This is a genomic window from Pseudomonas sp. DY-1, from assembly GCF_003626975.1.
Classification (GTDB): Bacteria; Pseudomonadota; Gammaproteobacteria; order Pseudomonadales; family Pseudomonadaceae; genus Metapseudomonas.
Window position 1 is genome coordinate 4054053 of record NZ_CP032616.1, and the last position, 25747, is coordinate 4079799.

The 25747-nt window shown below is 65.3% G+C and carries 28 protein-coding genes; 8 read left to right on the forward strand and 20 right to left on the reverse strand.

The window, feature by feature from the left end:
- Positions 1-100: 100 nt before the first annotated feature.
- The 5 genes from D6Z43_RS19135 to D6Z43_RS19155 form a co-directional block, all read right to left on the reverse strand.
- Positions 101-346: a ferredoxin family protein gene (locus D6Z43_RS19135; protein ID WP_120653659.1), complete on the reverse strand. Its 246-nt coding sequence runs from the start codon at positions 344-346 to the stop codon at positions 101-103.
- 79 nt (positions 347-425) lie between these two features.
- Positions 426-2150, reverse strand: coding sequence for a fumarate reductase/succinate dehydrogenase flavoprotein subunit (locus D6Z43_RS19140; protein WP_120653660.1), 1725 nt, complete (start codon positions 2148-2150; stop codon positions 426-428).
- On the reverse strand, positions 2147-2896 hold the full coding sequence (locus tag D6Z43_RS19145; RefSeq protein ID WP_120653661.1) for a GntR family transcriptional regulator: 750 nt from the start codon (positions 2894-2896) through the stop codon (positions 2147-2149). Before D6Z43_RS19145 ends, D6Z43_RS19140 begins: the two co-directional genes overlap by 4 nt.
- Before the next feature lie 180 nt (positions 2897-3076).
- Positions 3077-4267 carry a PLP-dependent aspartate aminotransferase family protein gene (locus D6Z43_RS19150; protein ID WP_120653662.1) on the reverse strand — a complete coding sequence of 397 codons (1191 nt, stop codon included), beginning with the start codon at positions 4265-4267 and terminating at the stop codon, positions 3077-3079.
- A 237-nt stretch (positions 4268-4504) separates the two neighbouring features.
- Positions 4505-5287 carry a MetQ/NlpA family ABC transporter substrate-binding protein gene (locus D6Z43_RS19155; protein ID WP_120653663.1) on the reverse strand — a complete coding sequence of 261 codons (783 nt, stop codon included), beginning with the start codon at positions 5285-5287 and terminating at the stop codon, positions 4505-4507.
- Positions 5288-5574: 287 nt separating this feature from the next.
- Between D6Z43_RS19155 and D6Z43_RS19160 the strand changes: the two genes are divergently transcribed.
- From D6Z43_RS19160 to D6Z43_RS19185, 6 genes are all read left to right on the forward strand, one after another.
- Positions 5575-6576 carry a D-cysteine desulfhydrase gene (locus D6Z43_RS19160; RefSeq protein WP_120653664.1) on the forward strand — a complete coding sequence of 334 codons (1002 nt, stop codon included), beginning with the start codon at positions 5575-5577 and terminating at the stop codon, positions 6574-6576.
- 111 nt (positions 6577-6687) lie between these two features.
- Complete coding sequence (gene tcyJ / locus D6Z43_RS19165) at positions 6688-7485, forward strand: cystine ABC transporter substrate-binding protein (protein WP_120653665.1); 798 nt, start codon at positions 6688-6690, stop codon at positions 7483-7485.
- Positions 7482-8150, forward strand: a complete 669-nt coding sequence (gene tcyL / locus D6Z43_RS19170) for a cystine ABC transporter permease (protein ID WP_077521557.1) — start codon at positions 7482-7484, stop codon at positions 8148-8150. The genes tcyJ and tcyL overlap by 4 nt, the downstream gene beginning before the upstream one ends.
- Positions 8150-8896 carry an L-cystine ABC transporter ATP-binding protein TcyN gene (tcyN, locus tag D6Z43_RS19175; RefSeq protein ID WP_120653666.1) on the forward strand — a complete coding sequence of 249 codons (747 nt, stop codon included), beginning with the start codon at positions 8150-8152 and terminating at the stop codon, positions 8894-8896. Before tcyL ends, tcyN begins: the two co-directional genes overlap by 1 nt.
- A gap of 358 nt (positions 8897-9254) precedes the next feature.
- Positions 9255-10442: an MFS transporter gene (locus D6Z43_RS19180; RefSeq protein ID WP_120653667.1), complete on the forward strand. Its 1188-nt coding sequence runs from the start codon at positions 9255-9257 to the stop codon at positions 10440-10442.
- 124 nt (positions 10443-10566) lie between these two features.
- Positions 10567-10941 (forward strand): nuclear transport factor 2 family protein, encoded by a 375-nt coding sequence (locus D6Z43_RS19185; protein WP_120653668.1) that lies wholly within the window; start codon positions 10567-10569, stop codon positions 10939-10941.
- Positions 10942-10981: 40 nt separating this feature from the next.
- Here D6Z43_RS19185 and D6Z43_RS19190 read toward each other — a convergent pair whose 3' ends face one another.
- Both D6Z43_RS19190 and D6Z43_RS19195 read right to left on the reverse strand, forming a co-directional pair.
- Complete coding sequence (locus D6Z43_RS19190) at positions 10982-11902, reverse strand: sigma 54-interacting transcriptional regulator (protein WP_120653669.1); 921 nt, start codon at positions 11900-11902, stop codon at positions 10982-10984.
- A 68-nt stretch (positions 11903-11970) separates the two neighbouring features.
- The gene (locus tag D6Z43_RS19195; RefSeq protein ID WP_120653670.1) at positions 11971-12552 is read right to left on the reverse strand and encodes an alpha/beta hydrolase; all 582 of its coding nucleotides are present in this window, start codon (positions 12550-12552) and stop codon (positions 11971-11973) included.
- A gap of 214 nt (positions 12553-12766) precedes the next feature.
- On the opposite strand from D6Z43_RS19195, the gene D6Z43_RS19200 reads away from it, so the two are divergent.
- Entirely contained in the window at positions 12767-13684 is a 918-nt protein-coding gene (locus D6Z43_RS19200) for a LysR substrate-binding domain-containing protein (protein ID WP_120653671.1), read from the forward strand.
- A gap of 48 nt (positions 13685-13732) precedes the next feature.
- On the opposite strand, the gene madM is transcribed toward D6Z43_RS19200, so the two are convergent.
- From madM to D6Z43_RS19265, 13 genes are all read right to left on the reverse strand, one after another.
- Positions 13733-14497 (reverse strand): malonate transporter subunit MadM, encoded by a 765-nt coding sequence (gene madM / locus D6Z43_RS19205; protein ID WP_120653672.1) that lies wholly within the window; start codon positions 14495-14497, stop codon positions 13733-13735.
- Positions 14498-14502: 5 nt separating this feature from the next.
- On the reverse strand, positions 14503-14904 hold the full coding sequence (madL, locus tag D6Z43_RS19210) for a malonate transporter subunit MadL (RefSeq protein WP_120653673.1): 402 nt from the start codon (positions 14902-14904) through the stop codon (positions 14503-14505).
- Positions 14905-14965: 61 nt separating this feature from the next.
- Entirely contained in the window at positions 14966-15886 is a 921-nt protein-coding gene (gene mdcH, locus D6Z43_RS19215; RefSeq protein ID WP_120653674.1) for a malonate decarboxylase subunit epsilon, read from the reverse strand.
- On the reverse strand, positions 15883-16500 hold the full coding sequence (locus D6Z43_RS19220; RefSeq protein WP_120653675.1) for a malonate decarboxylase holo-ACP synthase: 618 nt from the start codon (positions 16498-16500) through the stop codon (positions 15883-15885). The genes mdcH and D6Z43_RS19220 overlap by 4 nt, the downstream gene beginning before the upstream one ends.
- A 92-nt stretch (positions 16501-16592) precedes the next feature.
- Positions 16593-17375, reverse strand: coding sequence for a biotin-independent malonate decarboxylase subunit gamma (gene mdcE, locus D6Z43_RS19225; RefSeq protein ID WP_120653676.1), 783 nt, complete (start codon positions 17373-17375; stop codon positions 16593-16595).
- Positions 17372-18226, reverse strand: coding sequence for a biotin-independent malonate decarboxylase subunit beta (locus D6Z43_RS19230; protein WP_120653677.1), 855 nt, complete (start codon positions 18224-18226; stop codon positions 17372-17374). Before D6Z43_RS19230 ends, mdcE begins: the two co-directional genes overlap by 4 nt.
- Complete coding sequence (locus D6Z43_RS19235; protein ID WP_120653678.1) at positions 18219-18536, reverse strand: malonate decarboxylase subunit delta; 318 nt, start codon at positions 18534-18536, stop codon at positions 18219-18221. Before D6Z43_RS19235 ends, D6Z43_RS19230 begins: the two co-directional genes overlap by 8 nt.
- 2 nt (positions 18537-18538) lie before the next feature.
- Positions 18539-19390, reverse strand: coding sequence for a triphosphoribosyl-dephospho-CoA synthase (locus D6Z43_RS19240; RefSeq protein WP_120653679.1), 852 nt, complete (start codon positions 19388-19390; stop codon positions 18539-18541).
- A complete protein-coding gene (mdcA, locus tag D6Z43_RS19245) occupies positions 19390-21051 on the reverse strand; it encodes a malonate decarboxylase subunit alpha (protein ID WP_120653680.1) in 1662 nt (553 codons plus the stop codon). The genes D6Z43_RS19240 and mdcA overlap by 1 nt, the downstream gene beginning before the upstream one ends.
- Before the next feature lie 234 nt (positions 21052-21285).
- Positions 21286-21687: a biopolymer transporter ExbD gene (locus D6Z43_RS19250; protein ID WP_120653681.1), complete on the reverse strand. Its 402-nt coding sequence runs from the start codon at positions 21685-21687 to the stop codon at positions 21286-21288.
- Between the two features lies 1 nt (position 21688).
- Positions 21689-22396 carry a MotA/TolQ/ExbB proton channel family protein gene (locus D6Z43_RS19255; protein ID WP_120653682.1) on the reverse strand — a complete coding sequence of 236 codons (708 nt, stop codon included), beginning with the start codon at positions 22394-22396 and terminating at the stop codon, positions 21689-21691.
- A gap of 33 nt (positions 22397-22429) precedes the next feature.
- Positions 22430-23257 carry an energy transducer TonB gene (locus tag D6Z43_RS19260; RefSeq protein ID WP_120653683.1) on the reverse strand — a complete coding sequence of 276 codons (828 nt, stop codon included), beginning with the start codon at positions 23255-23257 and terminating at the stop codon, positions 22430-22432.
- A 383-nt stretch (positions 23258-23640) separates the two neighbouring features.
- Positions 23641-24543 (reverse strand): TauD/TfdA family dioxygenase, encoded by a 903-nt coding sequence (locus tag D6Z43_RS19265; protein ID WP_120655309.1) that lies wholly within the window; start codon positions 24541-24543, stop codon positions 23641-23643.
- Positions 24544-24705: 162 nt separating this feature from the next.
- Here D6Z43_RS19265 and D6Z43_RS19270 point away from each other — a divergent pair, with 162 nt between their 5' ends.
- Positions 24706-25620, forward strand: a complete 915-nt coding sequence (locus D6Z43_RS19270) for a LysR family transcriptional regulator (protein ID WP_120653684.1) — start codon at positions 24706-24708, stop codon at positions 25618-25620.
- The last annotated feature ends 127 nt before the right edge of the window (positions 25621-25747 follow it).

Below are 25747 nucleotides of genomic sequence, written 5' to 3' on the forward strand. Positions count from 1 at the left end.
GTTGGCCGGATGGCGGATTGCGTTTCAGTAGGAGCCAGCTTGCTGGCGAAGCTCTTGCCTGCAGGTCCGTTGTTCGCTCCTACAGGCTTCTCACGCTCGGTCAGCGCAGCAGGTAAGGGATTTCCACCCTCACCGCGCCGGTCGGGCAATCCTTCTCGCAGGGCATGCAGTACCAGCACTCGTCGAAGGCCATGTAAGCCTTCTGGGTAGCCGGGTTGATGGCCAAGAGGTCCATCGGGCAGACCTCGACGCAAACGGTGCAGCCCTTCTCGGCGATGCACTTGTCTTCGTCGATGGTCACCGGCGCGCTGCTGCGGAAGAAGATTTCCTGGGGTTGATGGGCCATTTCACGATTCCTTGGAGCCTGTGGCTCTCGGCTTTCTCTTTTGTGGGAGCGGCTGAAGCCGCTCCCACAGATACCTGCGTCATGCGGCGTCACTGCGGACCCGCAGGCGGTCATAGGCCTGCTGCTCCTCGGCATCCAGCGGGATCAGGTACGGCTCCACCGCTTTCTTGAAGCTGGTCATGCGGCCGTCCTCGCCCTTCTTCAGGTGACAGTGGCAGAACCACTCGGCGTCATTGCGTTCGGGGAAGTCCACGCGGTGGTGGTACAGGCCCCAGCGGCTCTCGGCGCGGAACAGCGAGGCGCGAGCGGCCATCTCGGCGCAGTCGCGGATTACCGCCACTTCCATCGCCCGCATCAGCTCATGGGGATTGCTGGCCTTCATCTGCGCCAGGTCCCGTTCGATCTCGGCGAAGCGCGCGAGACCGATCTCCATTTTCTTCGTCACCTTGGGCGGCTGCAGGTAGTCGTTGACCATGCGCCGCAGCTTGTATTCCACCTGCGCCGGCGGCAGGCCGTGCTCTCGCTCCAGCGGGGCAAAGACCCGCGCCCGCTCACGCGCCACCTGATCGGCATCGATCTCGGCGAAGTCGCGACCGGCCACGTAGTCCGCCGCGTTGACCCCGGCGAACCAGCCATAGGTGAAGGCGCCGAGCATGTAGTTGTGCGGCACCGCAGCCATGTCGCCCGCCGCGTACAGGCCTTTCACGGAAGTTTCGGCCTTCTCGTTGACCCACACGCCCGAGGCCGAATGGCCGGAGCAGAAGCCGATCTCGGAGATGTGCATCTCGACCATCTGCGAGCGGTAGTCGGTGCCCCGGTTGGCGTGGAACTGGCCACGACTGGGGCGCTCGTTGCTGTGCAGGATTTCCTCGATGGTCTGGATGGTTTCCTCGGCCAGGTGGTCGAGCTTGAGGAACACCGGGCCGTTGCCGCCTTCGAGTTCCTGGTGGAACTCCCACATCATCTGGCCGCTCCAGTAGTCGCACTCGATGAAGCGCTCGCCCTTGCTGTTGGTGGTGTAGCCGCCCAGCGGGCCAGTGACGTAGGCGCAGGCCGGGCCGTTGTAGTCCTTGATCAGCGGGTTGATCTGGAAGCACTCCAGGTTCGAAAGCTCCGCCCCGGCGTGATAGGCCATGGCGTAACCGTCGCCCGCATTGGTGGGGTTCTCGTACGTTCCCATCAGGTAACCGGAAGACGGCAGGCCGAGGCGGCCCGCAGCGCCGCAGGCGAGGATCACCGCCTTGGCGCGTATCACCCGGAATTCGCCACTGCGGCAGTCGAAGCCCATCACCCCGCAGGCCGCGCCTTCGCCATCCAGCAGCAGGCGGGTGCAGACGACGCGGTTGCTGATTTCCACACGCGCACGCTTGAGCTGGCGGTAAAGCACCTTCTTGATGTCGTGCCCTTCGGGCATCGGCAGCACGTAAGCGCCCATGTGGTGGACCTTCTTCACCGCGTAGTCGCCAGTCTCGTCCTTCTCGAACTTCACGCCCCAGCGGTCGAGTTGCTCGATGGTTTCGAAACTGTGGGTGGCATAGGCGTGCACGGTCGCCTGATTGACGATGCCGTCGTTGGCGATGGTGATTTCCTTGGTGTACTGCTCGGGCGTCGCGTGGCCGGGAATGATGGCGTTGTTCAGGCCGTCCATGCCCATGCTGATGGCGCCACTGCGCTTGACGTTGGCCTTGTCCAGCAACAGCACGCGCAGCTCGCGGTTCTTTTCCTTGGCTTTGATCGCGGCCATCGGGCCGGCGGTGCCACCGCCGATGACGACGATGTCGTATTCCTGTTCTCGGGTGCTCATGCCTGGGGCCCCTTCTGACGGTCGATGCGCAGGCGGTACTGGAAGGCGTCGCCGCGGTAGTAGAGATGTTCGAAGTCCAGCGGCGTGCCGTCGGCAGCGTGGGTCAGGCGCTCGATGCGCATGATCGGCGAGCCCTCCTCCACTTCCAGCGCCTGGGTCAGGTCGCCGTCGGCAAGCACCGCGTCGATGGCGAGATCGGCGTGACCCAAGGGAATGCCGCAATCGTTCTCGAGGATGAGGAAAATGTCGCGGGTGGCGAGGTCGGCCTTTTCCAGCTTCTCGCCCACGGCCTTCGGCAACCAGGTGATTTCCAGGGAGACCGGCTCGCGATTGATCAGGCGCACACGGCGGATTTCGGTCACCGGGCTGCCTTCCTCCACCTGCAGGCGCGCGGCGACCGGAGCGCTGGCCGGTACGTGCTTGAAACTGCGCAGGCGGTTGAGGACTTCGTAGCCCATCTGGGTCATGGACTCGGCCAGGCCCTGCAACGTGCTGACGTTCTGGAAGGCCTTGGGCTTGGCAACGAAGGTGCCCTTGCCGTGGATCTTGAAGATCAGGCCTTCCTTCTGCAGGTCGCCCAGCGCCTGGCGCACGGTAATGCGGCTGACGCCGAACGCCTTGCCCAGCTCGCTTTCCGAAGGCATGCGGCTGTGAGGCGGGTAGGTACCGTCGAGAATGCGTCCGCGCAGCAGCTCCTTGAGCTGGCTGTAGAGCGGTACCGGGGAGAGGGGTAGCAATTCGGCCATGTCGTTGTTCGCTCGTGATCCTGACTTGTTATAACAAGTTGTGGCGAGAGCATAGCGAGCATAAGAACGCGCCGTGAAATACCGATAACGAATAAGGTTAGAAGCGTGCCCGGGTGAGTTCCTGCAGGGGCGATTTCAGTCGCCCCTGCAGGATTCGACGTCGCCTGACACGAGGGGGGATCAGAGGCTATCCAGCGCCTGCACGAAGTCCGCGACGATGTCGGCCGCATCCTCGATACCCACCGACACACGGATGGTGCCGTCGTGAATATCCAGTTCGGCCAGCGCCTCCGGAGAGAGCGCGCGGTGGGAGGTCTTGCCGGGGTGGGTGATGCTGCTGGCGACCCCAGCGAGCGACGGCGCGAATGCCGTGTTCTTAAGGGCGCGGATCAGTGCATCCACCTCGGCCAGGCCGCCGTGCAGGGTGAAGCTGAGCATGCCCGAGGCGCCCTTGGGGAACAGCCGTTGTGCCAGGGCGTGGTCCGGATGCGACGGCAGGCCGGGGTAGAACACCTGGGCCACCTTCGGATGGGCTTCCAGGGCTTCGGCCAGGGCCTGGGCGTTGGCCGAATGGGCCTTCATGCGCAAGGCAAGGGTCTTGGCGCCACGGAAGGTCAGCCAGGCTTCGAAGGGGCTGGCGCTGCCGCCAGCGTTGATCTGGAAGCGGCGCGCCTGGGCGATCCATTCGGCATCGCCGACGAGGATGCCGCCGGTGGCGTCGCTGTGGCCGTTGAGGTACTTGGTGGTGCTGTGCAGCACCAGGTCGGCGCCCTCGGCCAACGGGTTGTAGAGCGCAGGGGACAGGAAAGTGTTGTCCACCAGCAACTTCAGGCCGCGTGCCCTGGCGAGCCTTGCCAGCGCCGGCACATTGCTGACCCGCACCAGCGGGTTGGAGGCGGTTTCTGTGTAGATGAGTTTCGTCGCCGGGGTAATGGCCGCTTCCACCGCCGCCAGGTCGTTGATCTCCACCAGGGTGGCCGTGATGCCGAAGCGCACCAGCTCCTTCTCGATCAGACTCTGGGTGGTACCGTACAGCTCGCGACTGGCGATCAGGTGGTCACCGGCACTCAGCCTCCCCAATAGTGCCGCGCTCACCGAGGCCATGCCGGACGCGGAGAACAGGGCCGCCGAACCACCTTCCAGCTGGCACACCAAGTCTTCCACCGCCGCCTGGTTGGGGTTGGCGATACGCGTGTACATGTAGTTGTCGGGGTTGCCGGCGAGGAAGTCGTCCACCTGCTCCAGCGAGTCGTAGACGAATACCGAAGATTCGTAGATGGGCAGGCTCTTGGGCCGGGTGACCATCCTGCGGTCGACATCGTTGCCGCTGTGGACCGAACGGGTGGAAAGGCCGGGTTTGGGGGTGGACATGGTGGGCTCCAGGGCGGGCAAGGGTTCCTGTAGGGGCGAATTCATTCGCCAAGGACCGCGAAGCGGGCCCCGACTCTGCAGGGCAAGCCTTCGGCCTGCTTGGCGAATGAATTCGCCCCTACAAGTTTCCTCGCCCCTGCAGAGCCGCTGCAGAAAAAAAAGAACGCCGACGATAGTCGAGACTCGTCGGCGTGAGGAGAGGCGGGTCATGCTCCCGCCACCGTGGCTAGCAGGTGATCAGAATGCCGGCACGACCGCGCCGGAGTACTTCTGCTCGATGAAGGCTTTCACTTCCGGGCTGGTCAGCGCAGCGGAGAGTTTCTTGATGGCGTCGCTGTCCTTGTTGTCCGGACGGGCCACCAGGTAGTTCACGTAGGGCGAGGTGCGGTCTTCCAGCACCAGGGCGTCCTTGGATGGGTTCAGCTTGGCTTCGAGTGCGTAGTTGGTGTTGATCAGGGCCAGGTCGACCTGGTCCAGCACACGGGGCAACAGGGCTGCTTCCAGTTCCTTGAACTTGAAGTTGTGCGGGTTCTCGGCGATGTCCTTCGGCGTGGCCAGGGCGTTCTTCGGGTCTTTCAGCTTGAGCAGGCCGGACTTCTGCAGCAGGAGCAGGGCGCGACCGCTGTTGCTGCCTTCGTTGGGGATGGCGATGGTGGCGCCGTCCGGCAGCTCTTTCAGGGACTTGTGCTTGCTGGAGTAACCGCCGAAGGGTTCGACATGGACGCCCTTGACGATCACCAGGTGGGTGCCTTTGCCGCTATTGAAGTTGTCCAGATAGGGCTTGGTCTGGAAGTAGTTGGCGTCCAGGTGCTTCTGGTCGACTTGCAGGTTGGGCTGCACGTAGTCGGTGAAGACCTTCACTTCCAGGTCCACGCCTTCCTTGGCCAGCTGAGGTTTGACCAGCTCGAGGATTTCGGCGTGCGGTACCGGGGTGGCGGCAACTACGAGCTTCTCGCCGGCCTGGGCGAGGGTGACGGAGAGGGCAGCGGCCAGGGCGGTCAACAGCAAGGTCTTCTTCATGGTGGTCCTTTTCGAATCTGCGGCTCCGGCTGGATCTTCAGCCGCGAGCGAATGTTGGGATGCCCCGGTCTGGGTGTGCCGGGTTGAAGGCGACACTACGGTGATTTTTTATAGCCAACAAATACTGTTTTCTTATTCTGATATTCTATTTTTGACATATAAACGAGTCACCCCGACAGCGCTCACAACCTGACCGGCCGGTACTTTCATGTCGCGTCTGCGAATTGCCTGCGAGGCCCCGGCTCACTAGAGTGGCAGCCTTCGCAACCGCCTATCGGAACCACACCATGCTCGATGCAGCCCTCGCCCGCTTTTCCCGCCTGGAACTGGTTCCCTTGCCCACCCCGCTGGAGAAGCTTGCGCACCTGTCGCAGAAGCTCGGCCATGGCGTCTACGTGAAGCGAGACGACCTCACGCCCTTCGCCCTTGGCGGCAACAAGGTGCGCAAGCTGGAGTTCCTCGCCGCCGATGCCCTGGCCCAGGGCGCAGACACTCTGGTCACCGCCGGCGCCATCCAGTCCAACCACGTTCGCCAGACTGCCGCCCTCGCCGCGCGCCTTGGCCTGGGTTGCGTAGCGTTGCTGGAAAACCCCATTGGTACCGCCGACAGCAACTACCTCGGCAATGGCAACCGCCTGCTGCTGGACCTGTTCGGCACCGAGTGCGAGCTGGTACCCAACCTCGACAACGCCGACGAACTACTGGCCGCCGCGGCTGAGCGCCTGCGCGCCGCTGGCAAGAAGCCCTACCTGGTGCCCATCGGTGGCTCCAACGCCCTGGGTGCGCTGGGTTATGTACGCGCTGGCCTGGAACTGGCCGAGCAGATCAAGGCCAGCGGCGAGCACTTCTCCGCCGTGGTCCTGGCCTCCGGTAGCGCCGGTACCCATGCGGGCCTCGCCCTGGCACTGGAATACGCCCTGCCCGGCACGCGCGTGGTCGGCGTCACCGTCTCACGCCCGGACGCCACCCAACGCCCGAAAGTGGAAGGCCTGCTGCAGCGCACCGCCGAACTGCTCGGCGTGCCGGTCCCGGACGGACTCAAGGTTGAGCTGTGGGACCAGTATTTCTTCCCACGCTATGGCGAGCCGAATGCCGGCACCCTGGACGCCGTGCGCCAGGTCGCCAGCCTGGAAGGTCTGCTGCTGGACCCGGTGTACACCGGCAAGGCCTTCGCCGGCCTGCTCGATGGCATCGCCAATGCCGCCTTCAGCGGCAATGGCCCGGTGCTGTTCCTGCACACCGGTGGCTCACCCGCGCTGTTCGCCTATCATCCTGCGGGTACCCCGTGACATCTACTTATGCTCTATTTGCAGCAATAGATAATTTTTAATTATTTTATTGCATATAACCAAATCCCTAGAGTTGCGACACCTTTAGCCACCCTGCCCCGTGAGGCTCATATGACATTTGCAACCCTGCGTCGCCAGTTCATCCTCGGTAGCCTGAGCCTGGTGCTCGGCGCGAGCTTCGTCGGCACCAGCGCCGCCGCCGACCTGCTCCAGGACATCCAGCAGAAAGGCGCGATCAAGGTCGGCCTGGAAGGCACCTACCCGCCCTTCAACTACCAGGACGAGAGCGGCAAGCTGACCGGCTTCGAAGTGGAACTGGCCGAGGCCCTGGCCAAGGAGCTGGGCGTGAAGGCCGAGTTCCAGCCGACCAAGTGGGACGGCATCCTCGCTGCGCTGGAGTCCAAGCGCCTGGACGTGGTGATCAACCAGGTGACCATCTCCGACGAGCGCAAGAAGAAGTACGACTTCTCCACCCCTTACACCGTCTCCGGTATCCAGGCGCTGGTGCGCAAGGGCACCGAGGGTGACATCAAGACCTCCGCGGACCTGGCCGGCAAGAAGGTTGGCGTGGGCCTGGGCACCAACTACGAACAGTGGCTGAAGGAAAACGTCCCGCAGGCCGACATCCGCACCTACGATGACGACCCCACCAAGTTCCAGGACCTCAACGTCGGCCGCATCGACGCCATCCTGGTGGACCGCCTGGCCGCCTTCGAAATGGTCGAGAAAACCGGTGGCAAGCTGGCCGTGACCGGCGAACCCTTCTCCCGTCAGGAAGCCGGCATCGCACTGCGCAAGGGCAACCCCGAACTGCTGGCCGCCATCGACAAGGCCCTTGCCAAGCTGAAAGCCGACGGCACCCTGAAAAAACTCTCCGAGAAATGGTTCAAGGCTGACGTGACCCAATGATCGACGCAAGCCTTCAACTTGCGCTGGATTCCGCGCCCTTCCTGTTGAAGGGCGCGGTCTTTACGGTAGTACTGAGCCTCGGCGGCATGTTCTTCGGACTGCTGCTGGGCTTCGTCCTCGCCCTGATGCGCCTATACGGTTTCACCGCCCTGCAATGGCTGTCGCGGATCTACGTTTCGTTCTTCCGCGGCACGCCACTGCTGGTGCAGTTGTTCATGATCTATTACGGCCTGCCGCAGCTGGGTATCCAGCTCGAACCGCTACCCGCTGCGCTGATCGGCTTCTCGCTGAACATGGCCGCCTACACCTCGGAGATCCTCCGCGCCGCCATTGCCTCCATCGACCGGGGCCAATGGGAAGCCGCCGCCAGCATCGGCATGAGCCGTACCCAGACGCTGGTCCGTGCCATCCTGCCGCAGGCTGCGCGCACCGCCCTGCCGCCACTGGGCAACAGCTTCATCTCGCTGGTCAAGGACACGGCCCTGGCCGCCACCATCCAGGTGCCGGAACTGTTCCGCCAGGCGCAGTTGATCACCGCGCGCACCTTCGAAATCTTCACCATGTATCTGGCCGCCGCGCTGATCTACTGGGTGCTGGCCACCGTGCTGTCGCATTTCCAGAGTCGCCTAGAGGCGCGGGTCAACCAGCATGAGCAGGACAGCTGATGATCACCGTCCGTAACCTGACCAAATCCTTCAAAGGCCAGGAGGTGCTCAAGGGCATCGACCTGACCATCGAGCCGGGCGAAGTGGTGGCCATCATCGGCCCCAGCGGCTCGGGCAAGACCACCTTGCTGCGCTGCCTCAACCTGCTGGAAGTGCCCAGTGGCGGCTTGATTAAGGTGGGCGACATCGAAATCGACGCGAGCAAGCCGCTGAAACAGCAGCAGACGCTGATCCGCAAGCTGCGTCAGCACGTCGGCTTCGTCTTCCAGAACTTCAACCTCTTCCCCCATCGCACCGCGCTGGAGAACGTCATCGAAGGTCCGGTGGTGGTGAAGAAGGAACCCCGCGAGCGCGCCGTCGAGAAGGCACGCAAGCTGCTGGCCAAGGTTGGCCTGGCGGGCAAGGAAGATGCCTACCCCAAGCGCCTCTCCGGCGGCCAGCAACAGCGTGTGGCCATCGCCCGCGCCCTGGCCATGGAGCCTGACGTGATCCTCTTCGACGAACCCACCTCGGCGCTCGACCCGGAGCTGGTGGGCGAGGTGCTCGCCACCATTCGCGGCCTGGCCGAAGAGAACCGCACCATGGTCATCGTCACCCACGAAATGAGCTTCGCTCGTGACGTGGCCAACCGCGCGATCTTCATCGACAAGGGCGTGATCGTCGAACAGGGCGACGCCAAGGCTCTGTTCAGTGCGCCGAAGGAAGAACGTACCAAGCAGTTCCTGAGCAAGTTCCTCGGCAGCTGATGCGGCGGGTCCTTGTCGGGGCGAATAAATTGGATATGTCTGCACGACGTGTTGTAGGCAGCTGCATTGCCTGTAGGAGCTGGCTTGCCAGCGAATGGCGGCGTTTCACTGGCATGCCAGCTCCTACAAGGCGCTTGGCCCGAGGGTAAATCTCTCGCAACAGCTCACGCAGACATAGCCAATTCATTCGCCAAGCAGGCCTGCCATTCGAGCATTCATGGGGCAGCTACGCTGCCCTTGGCGAATGAGTTCGCCACTACAGGATTCGCGCCCCATCCGTTCCATCGGTAAGCCCCCTGCAAGGAAATGCGCGTAGAATCCGCGCCCCTCGCAATACAGCCCCTCCACCGGAACACGCATGAACCCGAGCACCCTCCTCTCTCTGCCGCTGCTGGCCCTCGCCCTGGGCGGCTTCGTCGTTGGCAGCAGCGAATTCATCATCATGGGCCTGCTGCCCGAAGTGGCCAGCGACCTCCAGGTCAGCCTTTCCGACGCCGGCTTGCTGGTCAGCGCCTACGCCATGGGGGTGGTGATCGGTGCGCCATTGCTGGGTCCGCTGCTCGGCCGCCTGCCGCGCCGCCAGGCGCTGCTCTGGCTGATGGGTGCCTACGCCCTGGGCAACCTCGGCTGCGCCCTGGCACCCAACTACGAGTGGCTGTTGGCGATGCGCATGTTCACCGCCTTCAGCCACGCCGGCTTCTTCGGCTGCGCCACCCTGCTCGCCGCCGAACTGGCACCCCCGCACCGCCGGGCTTCGGCCATGGCCCTGGTGCTCAGCGGCCTTACCATCGCCAACGTGCTCGGCGTTCCTGCCGGCGCCTGGCTGGGCCAGGCCACCAGTTGGCGGGTGACCTTCATGGTGGTAGCGGCCCTCGGTTTCCTCACCCTGCTGGCGCAAGCACTCTGGCTGCCCGCCACGCCCAAGCCACAAACCAATGCCGCCGGCGCCTGGGACGGCATCTTGCGGCGCCCGGTGCTGCATGCGCTGTTCGTCTGCAGCCTCTCTTCGGTGGCGCTGTTCGGCGTGTTCACCTACATCAGCCCGCTGCTGCGCGATGTCTCGGGCTTCAGCCCGGAACACGCCAACTTCGCCCTGCTGCTGTTCGGCATCGGCTTGACCGTGGGCAACCTGCTGGGCGGGCGCCTGGCCGACAAGGGATTCCGCTATGCACTGCCGATGGCCTTCACCGTGAGCACGTTGTGCCTGCTGGGGCTGTTCGTCTTCGCGCAGATTCCGGTCCTCGCCCTGGGCTGCCTGTTCCTCTGGGGCGTGGCCAGCTTCGCCATTTCCTCGCCGCTGCAATTGCTGCTGGTCGAGCAGGCTGGCGAATCGGCGAGCCTCGCCGCCACCCTCAGCCACGCAGCATTCAACCTGGGCAACGCCAGCGGCGCCTTCCTCGGTGGCCTCTGGCTGAGCAGCATGGGGCTGTCCAATCTGCCGCTGATGGGCGTGGGGGTGCTGGCATTGACCATCCTCGTCTGCCTTCCACTGCCGCGCTTGCGCGCGGTACGTGATCGGCTCAAGGAAAGCGGACAGATTCACTGACGAGCGCGCGGAGATCGATTCGGAAGCACTCCCCACGCGCTTATTCGCAATGGATCGCTCGCGCCGCACCGGGCGAACTAGCATTCGGCTTGGCTGATTCGCCGATATCAACGGAGCGCGCGAAATGACTGCCCACGAGACTGACCAAGACGCCATCCACCGCGTCGTGCGCGACTATGTCGAAGGCATGGTGTTCGCCGACGAACACCGTCTGCGCCGTGCCTTTCACCCGCAGAGCCGCATCATCGGCCACTTCCAGGGCGAGCTCGAATGGCTCTCGGTAGACGACTTCGCGGGCGCCATCCTCGACGCCGGCCCGGTGCTGGCTGAAGACGAAACGCCCGTCTGGACTATCCAGGCGCTGGACATCACCGGCGACGCCGCCTCGGCGAAGGTAGTCGACGACTACGCCGACATGCGCTTCACCGACTTCCTCTCGCTGCTGAAAATCGGCGGTCGCTGGAGCATCATCAACAAGCTCTACTACCTGCACGAGTAGCGCCCGCCGCAATCTCGAACGGTGGACCGGTGAAGCATGGCTACCCTGCCAGCACCTCGGCGAAAAGCTGGCGCAGGTGATCGCGCTCTTCGTCGTTAGCCGCCAGCCGGCGCAGTTGCACGGCGAGCTGGGCGTAGCCCGGCAACGGTGGAAGGTTGAGGTGCTCGGGGAGAATCTCGACGCCTTCGCTCACCAGCAGGGCGAAGTGCACGCTGTTCTCCAGCTCACGGGTATTGCCCGGCCAGGGGTAGGCCTCGAGCGCTGACTGGGCTGCTGTGCTGATCAAGGGGAGAGGCAGGTCCAGCCGCTGGGCGTAGATACCGAGGAAATACTCGGCCAACGGCAGGATATCGTCCGGCCGTTCGCGCAATGGCGGCAGCTCCACCCGTCCCTCGTCCAGGTACTGATAGAGCCGCGCATTGAACTTGCCAACGCGCACCGCCTTGGCCAGGTCGATGCTGGTAGCTGCTACCAGACGCACGTCCACCGGGGTCGGCTGGTGGGCGCCGACGCGAATCACTTCGCGGCTTTCAAGCGCCGCCAACAACTTGGTCTGCAGGGGCAATGGCAGGTCGCCGATCTCATCCAGGTAAAGCGTTCCGCCATTGGCCGAACCGAACCAACCGGCGCGGCTGCTGGCCGAGCCGCTGTGAGCGCCGGCCGTGTGACCGAAGAGCTCGGCCTCGGCGTAGGCCTTGCTGATGGCGCTGCAGCTCACCGCCACGAACAGGCCGGGACGGTCGCTGGAACGATGGATCTGTCGCGCCAGCAATTCCTTGCCGGTGCCGGTTTCACCCTGGATCAGCACGGGCAGGGTGCTCGGCGCGAGCTGATCGACCTCCTCGCGCAACCGCCGCGAGCGCTCGTCGACGAACACCAGCGCACGGGCGCGGATGCTGAGGGGGCTGCGGTCGGCATCGGCGAAAGTCAGCAGCGGTTGACCGGGGTTTTCCTTGCTCATGGCGAAATCTCCCGCCGGGCCCAGGCTGCGATGCAGCGGGCCCTGACGTATTGCTGAATTGGATTGGATCAGGCGCGTTTTCTGGACGATTGCTCGACGCGCGCTTGCAAGCGATAGAGGTGGGCGAAGCCTTGTTCCCAACGGTGATGCCCGGACTTCACATTGATGTGCCCGGCGCCGGTGAGGATCGCGGCTTCCGAGCCCCAGTCACGGGCTATTTCCAGCGCTCGCGCGGGGCTGGCCGCATGGTCGTTGTCCGAACCCACCAGCAGGCTGGGGAAGGGCAGCAGGTCACGCGGGATGGGCGCGAAGCCCTTGAGCGGCTCGGGGCAACCGGGGCGCTGTACATCCGCCGGGGCCACCAGCAGCGCACCACGCACGCGACGCAGTACATCCGGGTCGGACTGTGCGGCCCAGTGGGCCACGGTCACGCAGCCCAGGCTGTGGGCGATGAGGATCACCGGGGTACGCTCGGCATCGATGGCGCGCTCCAGCGCTTCCACCCAGGACGCACGGTCCGGGTTGTTCCAGTCGGCCTGCTCGACCCGGGTGGCATTGGGCAGGCTGCGTTGCCAGTGGCTTTGCCAATGCTCGTCGGGGGAGCCCTGCCATCCCGGCAGGATCAGGTAGCGAATGGCCTGGCTGCGCATGGCGAGCCCTCCTTGCTGAATTTCGATGCTGGGCAGTCTAGGTGCTCGCCATATATCTGTTAAGGAATAAGAATTTATTTGCTTATTCCTTATTGGCTTATTCACTTAAAGTCCCTCTCCGCAGCGCCACGGCCACTCTGTAGGATGGGTCGGGCGGCGCTCCGCGAACGGAGCGATACCCATCCACAAACGCGATGAAGGCAGCCGGGCGCCCATGCAGATCGACGAAGAACTGACCCTGAAGAAGCTGGAGACCTTCCTCGCCTTCATGCGCAGCGGCAACCTGTCCCGCGCAGCGGCCGAACTGAACACCAGCAACGTCAGCGTGCATCGCGCCATCCATTCCCTGGAAAGCGCCCTGCGCTGCCCGCTGTTCAAGCATGAAGGCCGCAACCTGACGCCACTGGAAAGCGCCTATGTGCTGGAAGAGAAAGCGCAGAAGCTGATCCAGGACACCGTCGAAATGGTCCGTCTGACCCGCGAGGCGGCCGGCTTCTCTGCCGAACGCTTCAAGCTCGGCGCGCTCTATTCGCTGACCGTGAAGACCGTGCCGCAGCTGGTCATGGGCCTGAAGCTGCGACGCAGCGAGCTGAACATCGATCTCACCCTGGGCTCCAACGTCGACCTGCTCTACCGCCTGAAGAACATGGAACTGGACGCCATCCTGGTCTCCCTGGATGACAGCGTGAACGACCCGGATTGCGAGCAACTGCCGCTGTTCTCCGACGAGATCTTCCTCGCCGTCCCCACCGATTCGCCCTTCGCCGACCAGGACGAAGTGGACCTGGCGGACCTCGCCGACTCCACCTTCATCACCCTGACCCAGGGTTTCGCCACCCACCGCGACGGCGCAAGGGTGTTCCAGCAGGCCGGCTTCGAGCCCAAGGTGGCGATGCAGGTGAACGACATCTTCACCCTGCTCAGCATGGTCAGTTCCGGGGTCGGCTACGCGCTGCTGCCCGGGCGCATCGCGGCGGTCTACGAAAACAGGGTGAAGCTGATCCGCCTGCAGGCGCGCTATCGCCTGCTGCAACACATCGGCGTGGTCTTCCTGAAAGCCCGCGAGCGCGACCCGAACCTGCTCGCGCTGATCGCCGAGTGCCGCATGTACAGCCTGCGCAACGAGGGCTGAAACGACAACGCCCCGGCACTGGCCGGGGCGTTGTCGGGCAGGGCGGGGTCAGCCCGTGATGCCGCGCATGGCGAAGAACAGCAGTGACGGCCCGAGCAGACAGCCGAGCGCCGTGTAGAAGGCCGCGGTCAGGCAGCCATAGGGCACCAGTTTCGGATCGGTTGCGGCCAGGCCGCCCGCCACACCGCTGGAGGTGCCCATCAAGCCACCGAAGATGACCGCCGTGCGCGGGTTGTTCAGGCCGATCAATGGCGCCACGAAGGGTGTCACCACCATCACCAGGATGGCCTTCACCAGGCCGGCGGCAATGGACAGCGCCATGACCTCGGAGCTGGCGCCGATGGCCGCACCGGTCACTGGGCCGACGATGTAGGTGACTGCGCCAGCGCCGATGGTGGTCAGGCTCACCGCATCCGTGTAGCCGAAGGCCAGGGCCACGCCGACACCGGCAACGAACGAAGTACCGATGCCGAAGAACAGCGACACCACGCCCGACACGCCGGCACGCTTGAGTTCCTCGATATTCACCCCGAAGGCCGTGGCGACAATGGCGAAGTCCCGCAGCATCGCACCGCCCAGTAGGCCAATGCCGGACAGCAACGGGATATCCACAAGGCCCTTCTGCCCGCCCGTCATCACGCCGCCGACATAGGACAGCACCAGGCCGAGGAAGATGGCGATGGCCGAGCCGTGCAGGCGGCCACGGGTGAGCTTGTCGGAGAACCAGTAGGACAGCCACATGGTCACACCGATCACGGCGAAACCGCTGATCAGGCCGTAACCGTTGATCACTTTCAGCATGGATTCGTACATGGCGGTCACCGCTGGGCAGGGGTCAGGGATTCAGCGGCGGCCGCCACCGGCTTCTTTTGCCCGAGCCGGTCGAGCACCGGGACCATGGCGAAACCAAGCACCACCGCGGCGACGCCGGCGAGTATGGCCATGGGGCCGCCGGACAGCGCGCCAAGCACATTCTGCTGGGCAGCCATGGCGACGACGATGGGGATGTAGATGGCGCTCCAGAACTCCACGCCCACCTCGGACCTGGCACTCATGAGGCCGCGCTTGTGCAGGTAGCTGCCGACGAATATCAGCAGGAGCATGGCGATACCGACGCCGCCGACATTCGCCGGGACGCCCAGCAGTTTGCCCAGCAGCTCACCGATGAACAGGCCTGCCAGGGTGCACAGGGCCAGGAAGGCCACACCGTAGATGATCATTGTTGTTGTCCTCGCATTCGGGTCGAAGTTGCTTGTTCTTGTCCTTCGAAGTGCATGGCGGTTATCGGGTCCGGCTTACCTCCTCACGCAGCAAGGCGTCCAGCGTATCCAGACGGGCGCCCTGGAAGGCGATCACCGTACCTTGGTCGAAGACCCGCCGCGCCAGACCGCTGAGCACGGTGCCGGGCGGCAGTTCGATATGCAGGCGCACGCCGCGCTCGTAGGCGGTGCGCAGGGTGGCGTGCCAGTCGATGACACGGCACATGTTGAAGGCGAGGTCATCACGCAGGCGCTCAGGATCGAAGATCGGCCGCGCCGTGCTACCGCTGAGGTAGCGGATCGCGGGGCGACGCAGTTCTACCCCGGCGAAGGCGGCGGCCAGTTCGCGCGCGGGTTGCTCCAGCAGTTCGCAGTGGGACGGCACGCTCATCGCCAGACGCTTCGCCGCACCGGCACCAAGCTTACGGGCACGCTCGGCGACGGCGGTCATGGCAGCCTCGCTACCGGCAATCACCAACTGGTTCTCGGCGTTGATGTTGGCGAGAAAGACCGGACCATCAGCCTCGGCCAGCAGGCGCTCCACGGTGCCCTGGTCAAGGCCGAGGATGGCAGTCATGCCGTAGCCCTGTGGATAAGCCCGCTGCATCAGTTCGCCACGCAGGGCCACCAGGCGCAGCGCATCGGCAAAGCCCAGCGAACCGGCGATCACCGCAGCGGCGTAGGCACCGATGGAGAGGCCCGCCACATAGTCCGGCGCCGGCCCGCGTTCGAGCAGCAAGCGCGCGCAAGAAACACCGGCCACCAACAGGCAGAGCTGCACCGCGCGAGTGGATTGCAGCGCCTCTGCCGAATCCAGCGCCAGCACGTCCTCCCCCAGCACATCGCTGGCCTCTACCAGGCTGGCCGTAGCCTCCGGCGGCAGCTGGTGAAGCATGCCCGCCTGCTGCGCGCCCTGGCCTGGAAAGGCAAACAGGCTGCTCACGCGGCGTGCTCCAGGACGTGCCATGGGTTATCCACAAGACGGGCGCCTTCAGCGCATTTCAGCAGCACGCGGCGCGCCTCGCCGGCCCACTCGCGCAGGGCCACGGCGCCGTTGGGGGTTTCCAGTTGCAGGTCGATACGGCAAGGCGCGTCGGCCAGTACCTCCAGCAGCGCGCGAGCATGCTGGCGGCTGAAAGGCATCGACGTACGCAGGATCAGGTCGAGGTCGCTGGCCTCGTGCAGCACAGCAATGCCGGTGGCGAGCTGGAATCCGACGCTGCCGGTGGGGCCCCAGGGCAGGCTGGTGGCAGCGAGTATCGGGGCGACGGCTTCCAGCGACCGAAGCGCTGGGTATTGGGCGGCAGAACGAGGCCGCAGTTGTTCGGGGCTGAGCGCACGCTGGATGGCACGGATCGGCATCATCGCGGCGAAGCGCTGGTCACGTGTGGCGCCACGAATGCCGACGGCAATCAGGCCGGGCTCGCAGAGCGCACGACGCACCACCACGGGATGGCCGGCGGCCAGTGCCTGCCGCGCCCAGGCAGGGGCTTCAGCAGGCAGGTGGTCGAGGGTCATGCCCCAGAGCAGATCGTGGGGTTTTGGAGTCTTGTTCATTCGTGGCTCCTTGGTATCTGGGTGCCAGGGATTCCCCCTCTCCCCCGGCCCCTCTCCCTTCAGGGAGACGGGTGGGGGAGAGGGGCAGCGAACTACCACTGCGCCCGCAACATCTCCCTCACACGCGAAGACGCGGCTCGGTTCTCCGCACCCAGTCGCCCGGACAGGTCGGTACTCGAACCGATGTCGTCCACCGCCCGCAGCAGGCATTCGCGCACCCGACCAACATCGGCTTCGTTCGGCTGCTGCGCGTCGCCCACCGCAACCCGCTCCCACAGCAACCCAAGGGAGGCGTAGTTCTCCAGGTCGTAGGCCATGGGCGGCACCCTGGCGGCGAGGGCTTCCAGTTCCTCCACGCTGCGCAGGGTGATGCGCGCGGCGGCGGCCTTGCCCATGGCGTGGACCATCACCCCGCCGTCATCCAGCGCTATCAGGCGCTGGGCCTGGTAGCCGTGGGCGAGGAAGGCACCGGACATGGCCTTGCCCACCAGCAGCCCGATCACTGGGTGGCCGGCGTGGCGGGCACGAGCGTATGCGTCCACCGCTCCCGCCAGTGCCTGGTGAATGCCAAGGGCTTCCTCACGGCGGCCATAGGCCTGGCTGGGGACATCCACCAACGCCACGATCACGCGCTGGGTGCCGCCCTTGTCGGCCTCGATCGCCTCATCCACCGCCTTGGCCAGGCCCCATCCCTCCAGCAAGCCGACCTCACCATTGCGGGCACGGGGGAAAGGATTCTGTGGATCGGACACAACGGCGATGAAGCGCGCGGCGCGATTGCCCAGCTCCCCGTCGATCACCTTCACCGAAGCCGGGAAGCCTTGCAGGGTTGCGCCACCGGCAAGGCCGTGCAGCCAGTTCAGTCCACGGCTCATGTCCGTTCTCCTTGGTAAAGGGCACGCACAGCGGCAGCGTCCAGTTGTTCGCACTCTTCGCCCAGCTGCGCCAGGCGCTCGAGGAACCAGGCGTGCCGGCGACTGCGCGGCAGGCCCTGTTCCGGTTGGGCCAGCAGGCCTTGCAGGGTTTCGCGGATGGCCTCGATATCGTCAGCGACATAGGCGTCCACCAGGCCGCTGGCCATGCGCTGTTCGCCACCAGTGAGGCTCCAGATGAAGGGACGGTCGCGGGAGTCGTATTCCTCGATGCCGGCTTCCTGCTCGATCACCTGCGGGCCGTTGAGACCCAGGCGCGCTTCGCGGGTGACGATCAGGTGGCTGCACAGACCGGCAGCGATGGACATGCCGCCGAAGCAACCCACCGGACCGGCAACCAGGCCGATCACCGGCTGAAACTCCCGCAGCGCGACGATGGCCGCCTGGATTTCGGCGATGGCAGCCAGCCCGAGATTGGCTTCCTGCAGGCGCACGCCGCCGGTTTCCAGCAGCAGCACGGCGCAGGTAGGAATGCCCTGGCGGTTGTCTTCAGCCGCCAGTTCCAACGCACCGGCGATCTTGGCACCCCCGACTTCGCCCATGCTGCCGCCCTGGAAAGCACCTTCGATGGCGGCAATCACCGCTGGCTGGCCCTTGATGCTGCCCTTGGCGACCACCACACCGTCGTCGGCCTGGGGCACGATGCCCTGCTGCGGCAGCCAGGGGGAAATGACCCGGTCGAAGGGACCGACGAGTTCGCGGAAGCTACCGGCATCCAGCAGCTCGCGGGCGCGCTGGCGGGCGCCGAGTTCGACGAAACTGCGCGCTTCGAGCAGGCGTGCGATATCAGTCATGTGCGGGCTCCTCTTGAGAAGAAAGGGCCTCCAGCCCCTGCTCCAGGCGCAGGCGCACCACGCCGGGCGTGGCGCCGAAGTCGTGGATGTCGATGTTCAGGGCCGGCAGCGACTGACCGTCGAACAGGCGCTGGAACAGCTGCTGCCAACGCGGGCCGCTGCCATTCACCGAGGTCACCACCTGGATCGACAGGGTGCCGGCGCTGCCGGGCTCCAGCAGCACTTCGAGGTCGCCGGAGCCGACGCAGCCGACCAGGGCGCGGCCTCGGGCCGGTTGCCCGGCGGGGAATTGGAAGGACAGGGTTTCCATGGTCACAGGCTCCCGGCTTTATCGAGGAACAGGCAGGCGGCCAGCAGATCGGCGGCACCACCCGGCGAGGCGTTGAGTTGCAGCAGGCGGGCGTCCAGCGCGCGCAGTTGGCGGCGGCCGGCAAGGCTGGCACTGCCACCGGCGTCGAGTACGGCACGGGCGCCCTGCTGCATGGCGGCGAGACCTTCCAGGCCGGCGCGCCAGAGCACGCAGGTGTCAGCCAGGGTGGCCATGATCGCCAGCAGCGCATCGAGGCGGGCGTTCTGCTCGCCGGCGCCCGCTGCACGGCTGCGGGCCAGTTGCGGCAGGCCCTGTTCGATCACAGCGGGGAAGCCGAGCTGGGCTTCCTCCCGCGCGCCACGGGCACCGTAGCGACGGGCGACCTGGGCGCCGTGACTGTCGCTGTGGAGCACCGCACGGTCATCGATCAGGGCGATGCGCGCAGCGCGCAGGGCGATGGCGTGGGCGTCGCGGCTTTCAGGTTTCAGCGCCTGTGCCGCCACCAACAGGCCGAGGGCCCAGATGGCACCCCGGTGGGTATTCACCCCGCCGGTGATGCTGAGCATCGCCGCTTCACCTTCGCGGCCAATCCGGCCGAGGGCTTCGCGCAGCGGTTGACCGACGTCGCCAAGCTCCAGCGCCGCCTCGGCCATCTGCTTGAAGCAGGGCCAGAGAGACAACGCAGAGGCATGCATCAGGCCCAGGTGCAGGTCGCTGTGCGCGCCACTGCCGCGACGGTCCACCAGTGCCGGCTTGGGCGAGAGGTCGGCTTCGTCGATCAGGGCGTCCACCGCCAGGTCCGCCAGCCGGTCGGCCAGGGGCAGGTCGGTATTGCGGGCAATCAGTGCGCTCATCACCAACTCCTGAAGCGGGCTGGGGGGTTGTAAAGGCCGCCGGACCACTCCACCAGTTCGGCGATGCTCTTCGCCGCCAGCAGTTCCCGCGTGGCTTGTGTACGGCGGATGCCGAGGTCTTCCGGCAATGCGATCAGCCCTTCGCGACGCATGCGCAGGGTCTCTTTCGGGTCATGGCGCAGGCCGATGGCGGTGACGCCGGCGACCGCGGCGATCATCGCGCGGCGCTCTTCGAGGCTGCGCGCCTTGTAGAGGTAGGCGATGCCTTCTTCAGTGAGCAGGTGAGTGACGTCATCGCCGTAGATCATCACCGGCGCCAGGGGCATGCCGGCCTTCTTCGCCACGTCGACGGCGTCCAGCGTTTCGACGAAGGTGGGTTTGCCGCCTTCCTGGTAGGTCTCGACCATCTGCACCACCAGCTTCTTGCCGCGTTCGAGCATCGTCACCGGCTCGGTCATGTCGAGCCAGGCCGGGGTCGCATGGCGGCGGCCGCGGGGGTCGTGGCCCATGTTCGGCGCGCCGCCGAAGCCGGCCAGGCGGCCACGGGTGACGGTGGAGGAGTGGCCGTCGCCGTCCACCTGCAGGGTGGCGCCGATGAACAGGTCCACGGCGTACTGCCCGGCCAGCTGGCACATCATGCGGTTGGAACGCATGGAGCCGTCGCGGCCGGTGAAGAACACGTCCGGGCGCTGGGCGATGTAGTCCTCCATGCCCAGTTCGGTGCCGAAGCAGTGCACGCTCTCCACCCAGCCGGTCTCGATGGCGGGGATCAGGGTCGGATGCGGGTTGAGCGTCCAGTTGCGGCAGATCTTGCCCTTCAGGCCGAGGGATTCGCCGTAGGTGGGCAGGATCAGTTCGATGGCGGCGGTGTTGAAGCCGATGCCGTGGTTGAGCGACTGGACCTTGTGTTTTTCATAGATGCCGCGGATCGCCATCATCGCCATCAGCACGTGCACCGGCTTGATGTGGCGCGGGTCGCGGGTGAACAGCGGCTCGATGTAGAACGGCTTGTCGGCGACCACCACGAAGTCGACCCAGGAGGCGGGGATGTCCACGCGCGGCAGGTCGCGCACATCGTCCACCAGCTCGTTGACCTGGACGATGACGATGCCGTCGCTGAACGCGGTGGGTTCCACCAGGGCCGGCGTGTCTTCGGTACTGGGGCCGGTGTAGATGTTGCCTTCGCGGTCGGCCATGAAGCCGGCCACCAGGGCGACGTTGGGGATGAGGTCAACCAGCAGGCGCGAGTAGAGCTCGATGTAGGTATGGATGGCGCCGACTTCCAGCAGGCCGTCTTCGAGCAACTGGCCGATGCGCAGGCTCTGCGGGCCAGCGAAGGAGAAGTCGAGCTTGCGGGCGATGCCGCGTTCATAGAGATCGAGGTGCTCGGCGCGGCTGACGCTGGGCATGATCATGTGCAGGTCGTGCAGACGACCGGGATCGGCCTTGGCCAGGGAGCGGGAGAGGAAATCCGCCTGCTTCTGGTTGTTGCCTTCGAGCACCACACGGTCGCCAGGGGCGATCAGTGCTTCGAGGGCTTCGACGATCCGTTCGCTGGGCAGCACGACGCCATCGGCGAGGTTGCGTACCTGGTCGAGACGGCGCTGCTTTTCAGCGCGCCGACGCGACCACTGCGGCGGGGGAGAGGGTCTTGTTGTCATGGTGGCTCCACGAGTTCCGCTGTCGTGGAGCGAACCTTAGGAGCGCGACCGGTGGGTCATCAATCAAGCCCGGGGCGCAATCGTTACGATGAAGTTAATGATCGGCCCGGCCACCCTCCACCTGACGGGACGGAGTTGATCGGAGTCCAAGAATGACACCGCGCGCGTTCCCGTAGGTCGTTGCGAATAAAAAGGCCACCTTCCCCCTGCCTGAAGAAAGGTGACCAAAACTTGTCAGCGCGCAGTAATCACCGCGAGCTTGGTGATCCCCGCCCGCTCGATGGAGGCCATGGCACGGGCCACGGCGCCGTAGTCCACCTGGTCGTCGGCCTGCAGTTGCACGCGCAGTTCCGGGTCCTTGGTCTTGGCCGCTTCCAGGCTGGTCTGCAGCAGGTCGGGCTGGATCTCGTCCTTGTTGATGAACAGCTTGCCGGTGCCGTCGATGCTCACCACCAGCGGGTCCTTCTGCTCGGGCGGGGCCACGGCCTCGGTTTTCGGCAGGTTGATCGGGATGGCGTTGGTCAGCAGCGGCGCGGTGACGATGAACACCACCAGCAGCACCAGCATCACGTCCACCAGCGGGGTGACGTTGATCTCGGAAAGGACTTCGTCGTTGTCCTGGGTGGAGAAGGCCATGTCAGGACGCCTCCTTCACGGCGCCCGCGGCACGCGCCGGGGCGGGATTGACGAGCAGCTTGAAGGCGCTCTTCTGTGCCAGCAGGTAGAAGTCGTGGGCGAAGTCGTCGAGGTCGGCGGCGGTGAGCTTGAGGCTGCGCAGGAAGTAGTTGTAAACCAGCACCGCCGGCACCGCGACGGCGATGCCCACGCCGGTGGCGACCAGCGCCGCGCCGATCGGTCCGGCCACGGTTTCCAGGCTGGCCGAGCCGGCTGCGCTGATGCCCTTGAGGGCTTCCATGATGCCCCAGACGGTGCCGAACAGGCCGATGAAGGGCGAGGTGGAGCCGATCGAGGCGAGCACCGCCAGGCCTGACTCCAGGGAGCGGCGTTCCCGCTGGATCTGCTGGCGCAGGGCGCGTTCCAGACGGTCCTGATGGTTGATTGCCTGGCTCAGGTCGCCGGGTTGGCCCCCCTGCACCTGGATCGCGGCGAAACCGGCCTGGGCCACGTGAGCGGCGGCACCGGCATGCTGCTGCAGCTGTTCGGCGGCGCTGTCCAGGCTGGTGGCGCTCCAGAAGCGCTTCTGGAACTGGCGGTCGCGGCGCTTCAGGCGGGCGAACTGGATGCCCTTGACCAGGGCCAGGCCCCAGGTGACGACGGAGAAGCCGATGAGCAGCCAGATCACCAGGTGCTCGATGGAGGCGAAGGGGTTGGTTAGCAGGTCCATGGTGAATTCCTCTCTACAGGCAAAGTCGCTGAATCAGTTCAATTTGAAATCGATGGGCACGCTGACCCAGCCGTCGCGGGCGACTTCGCCCTGCTTGGCCGGCACGAAGGTCCAGCGCTTGACCGCGCGCACCGCGGCCTCGTCGAGCAGTTCGCGGCCGCTGCTCTTCTGCACCTGGACCTCGCTTGGCAGTCCCGTGGCGAGCACATGCACGCGCAGCAGCACCGTGCCCTCCCAGCCGCGCCGCTGGGCGAAGGCGGGGTACTCGGGCGCCGGGTTCTTCAGGTAGCCGGCGTTGGCCGAGGGTGGCGTCACCGGGGTCGGCGCCGGCGGAGCCGGTGGCGCGGGCGGGGCTTCGGCCTTGGGCGGTGCGGGCGGCGGTTCGACCGGCTTGGCCACGGGCTTCGGCGCGGGCTTGGGCGGCTGCGGTTTCGGCTTGGGTTTGGGTTTGGGTTTGGGCACCGGCTTGGGTGGCGGCGGCTTCACGGCCAGTTCCTCCACCACCGGGGGCGGCGGCTCGATCACGGGCGGCGGCGGCTCCGGCGGCGGCGGTTCCACCACCGGCGGGGCCGGGGCGGTGAACTCGATGGTCATGGGCGGAATCTGCGGCGGCACTTCCGGCAGCGGCGGGGTGGGCTTCTGGCTCAGCCAGTGCAGCACGGCGCCGTGCAGGACCAGGGCGAAGGCGCCCAGCAGCCAGGCCTCGCGGCGGCTGAGCACGCGGGTGGCGCCAGGGCTACGGAAGACCGTGCGGTCCAGCGCCTGGCGCACCGGTACGCCGAGGTCGCGGACCTCGCCTGGGCGGCGTACTTCCTGCCAGTGCAGTTCGCGGCCGCTATCGGCTTCGAGGAAATTGCCCATCGGCAAGACTCCTGGAGTTGAAAAGCCCGGCTGTGCCGCCGGGCGTGTTGAACAGGCAACCGGCCAGTGACCGGCGAGATGGCCGAGCTAGAGCGGTCGGCCATGGGGAGATGATTGGCTGAACAACTTATCTCTAAAAGTAATTTTTAATGATTTACTAATTACCTTTAGAGATATGCGATTCATAAGTCGTTGAAAATAAAAGATAAAAATTAATCGATGCTTTAGGGGCATTGAATATATGCCCGGCAGGCATCTAGCCCTCGCAAGGTGCGCTGCACGCACAACGCCTCTGGCGCAGGGATATCGGTGCGCGCAGCGCACCCTACAAAAGCAAAAAGCCCCCAGCGGATCGTTCCGGTGGGGGCTTGCTGGTGGGGGAATCAGCTCTTGCGAATGGTCTGGCTGTGCTGCCCGTCGATACTCACCGGTACGTCACCGGCCAGGGTCACGCGGCGGACGATGCGCGGCTGGGTGTCGTAGTCGTCGACTGCGTAATGCTGGGTCGCGCGGTTATCCCAGATCGCCACATCGCCAGCCTGCCAGCGCCAGCGCACGGTGTTTTCCAGGCGGGTGACATGCCCCTGGAGCACGGCGAACAGATGCGCTGAATCCGGCTGGGAGAGGCCCTTGATGCGTTTGACGAAGTGCCCCAGCACCAGCGTGCGCTCGCCGCTCACCGGATGCACCCGCACCACTGGGTGTTCGGTCTCATAGACGGTGGAAGTGAAGACCTTGCGGTACGCCTCCAGCTTCTCGGCGCTGACCTGGGGGCGCGTGGCGGCGTAGTCGTATTCGTTGCTGTGCACGGCCCAGAGCTTGTCGGCCAGCTCACGCAACGCCACCGGCAGGTCCTGGTAAGCGGTCGCGGTGTTGGCCCAGACAGTGTCGCCACCGGCGGCTGGAGCGGTCACGCTGCGCAGGATGGAAGCCTTGGGATAGGCGTCGACGAAGGTGACGTCTGTGTGCCAGGAGTTGGCGCGCTGCCCCTCGGCGCCGTCCAACTGCAGCAGGTAATGGGTACCCTCGCGCACTGGCACGGTGGGGTGCGCCACCGGCTCGCCAAGCAATTTGGCAAAGGCTTCCTGACCTTGGTCGTCCAGCTGGGTCTGGCCCCGGAAGAAGATCACCTTGTACTGAACCAGGGCTGCCTGGATGGCTTCGAGGATAGCGGCATCCAGATTGCCGGACAGCGTCACGCCCCGGATTTCGGCGCCGATTCGGCCGGCAACGGGATGGATATCGAGTTCGATGGCCTGCTGTTGGGCAAGTGCGGCATTGCTCATGGTGCGGTCCTCACGGTCAGGGAGATGAGCCATATGCTTATTCGATATACATCTAATAAATTATCGAATACTCATTTGACGGAATAAGAGCCTGCATTTAAAACCCCACGCAATGCCGCGACAAATGCCTTCGCCCTATATTTTCGATGCCGGAAAAGCACCATGGACCTGCGCCAGCTCCGTTACTTCATCGCCCTGCTCGAACACCGCAGCTTCGTCCGTGCGGCCGACGCCATGGGGATAACCCAACCGGCCTTCAGCCGCAGCATCCAGGGCCTGGAGCAGGATTTCGGCTGCCAGCTGGTGGACCGGGGCAGCAAGGACCTACGCCCCACGCCCGAAGGCCAGGTGGTGCTGCAGCACGCCCTGCGCCTGGTTCAGGGCGCGAGCAACCTGGCGCGCGAAATCGACCAGATGACCAAGCTGGATGCCGGCGAGTTGTACTTCGGCAGCGGCCCCGCGCCGGCCGCCAGGCTGGTGCCGGACGCCCTGGCCGATTTCATGCGGCGCTATCCGCGTATCCGCACCCATTTCGAGGTGAACAACTGGGAAGTACTGGGGCGCCGCCTGGCCAGGGACGAGATCGAGTTCTTCATCGCCGACGTGCGCCAGTTCGAGGCCGACCCGAGCTTCCAGACCCAGCCGCTGACGCCGCGCTATGGCCGGTTCTTCTGCCGCCAGGGGCACCCGCTGCTGCTCAAGGAGAGCCTGTCGACCAATGACATGTTCGACTACCCGCTGGCCGCTACGCGGATGCCGGCAGGCATCCGCAAGCTGCTGGCAAGCTACAGCGGCCTGGCGGATTTCCAGCTCAACCTGGAGTGCGACCATGTGCCCACGCTGGTACAGGTGGTGCGCCAGACCGATGCCATCGGCATCGCCCAGCAGGAAACCATCGCCCCGCTGCTGGAGTGCGGTGCACTGGCCCTGCTGCACTGGCGCAACCTGCCAGACCGGATGGACAGCCTGGCCGCGCGCTGCGGCATCGTCACCCGCACAGGTTATCGCCTGTCACCGGCGGCGCGAGCGCTGATCGAAGTGCTGGTGGAGCTGGACTCGCTGGAGCAGGCGGCGTAAGGAGCGATCCGCCCTCCCCCCAACCCTCTGAGCTGTCTGTGCAGGTATTCAGGCCTGAGCGCCCCTGTAGGGGCGAATTCATTCGCCAGGCGGGTCGCAGGTTCGCGCATACATCGTCCGCCCTCTC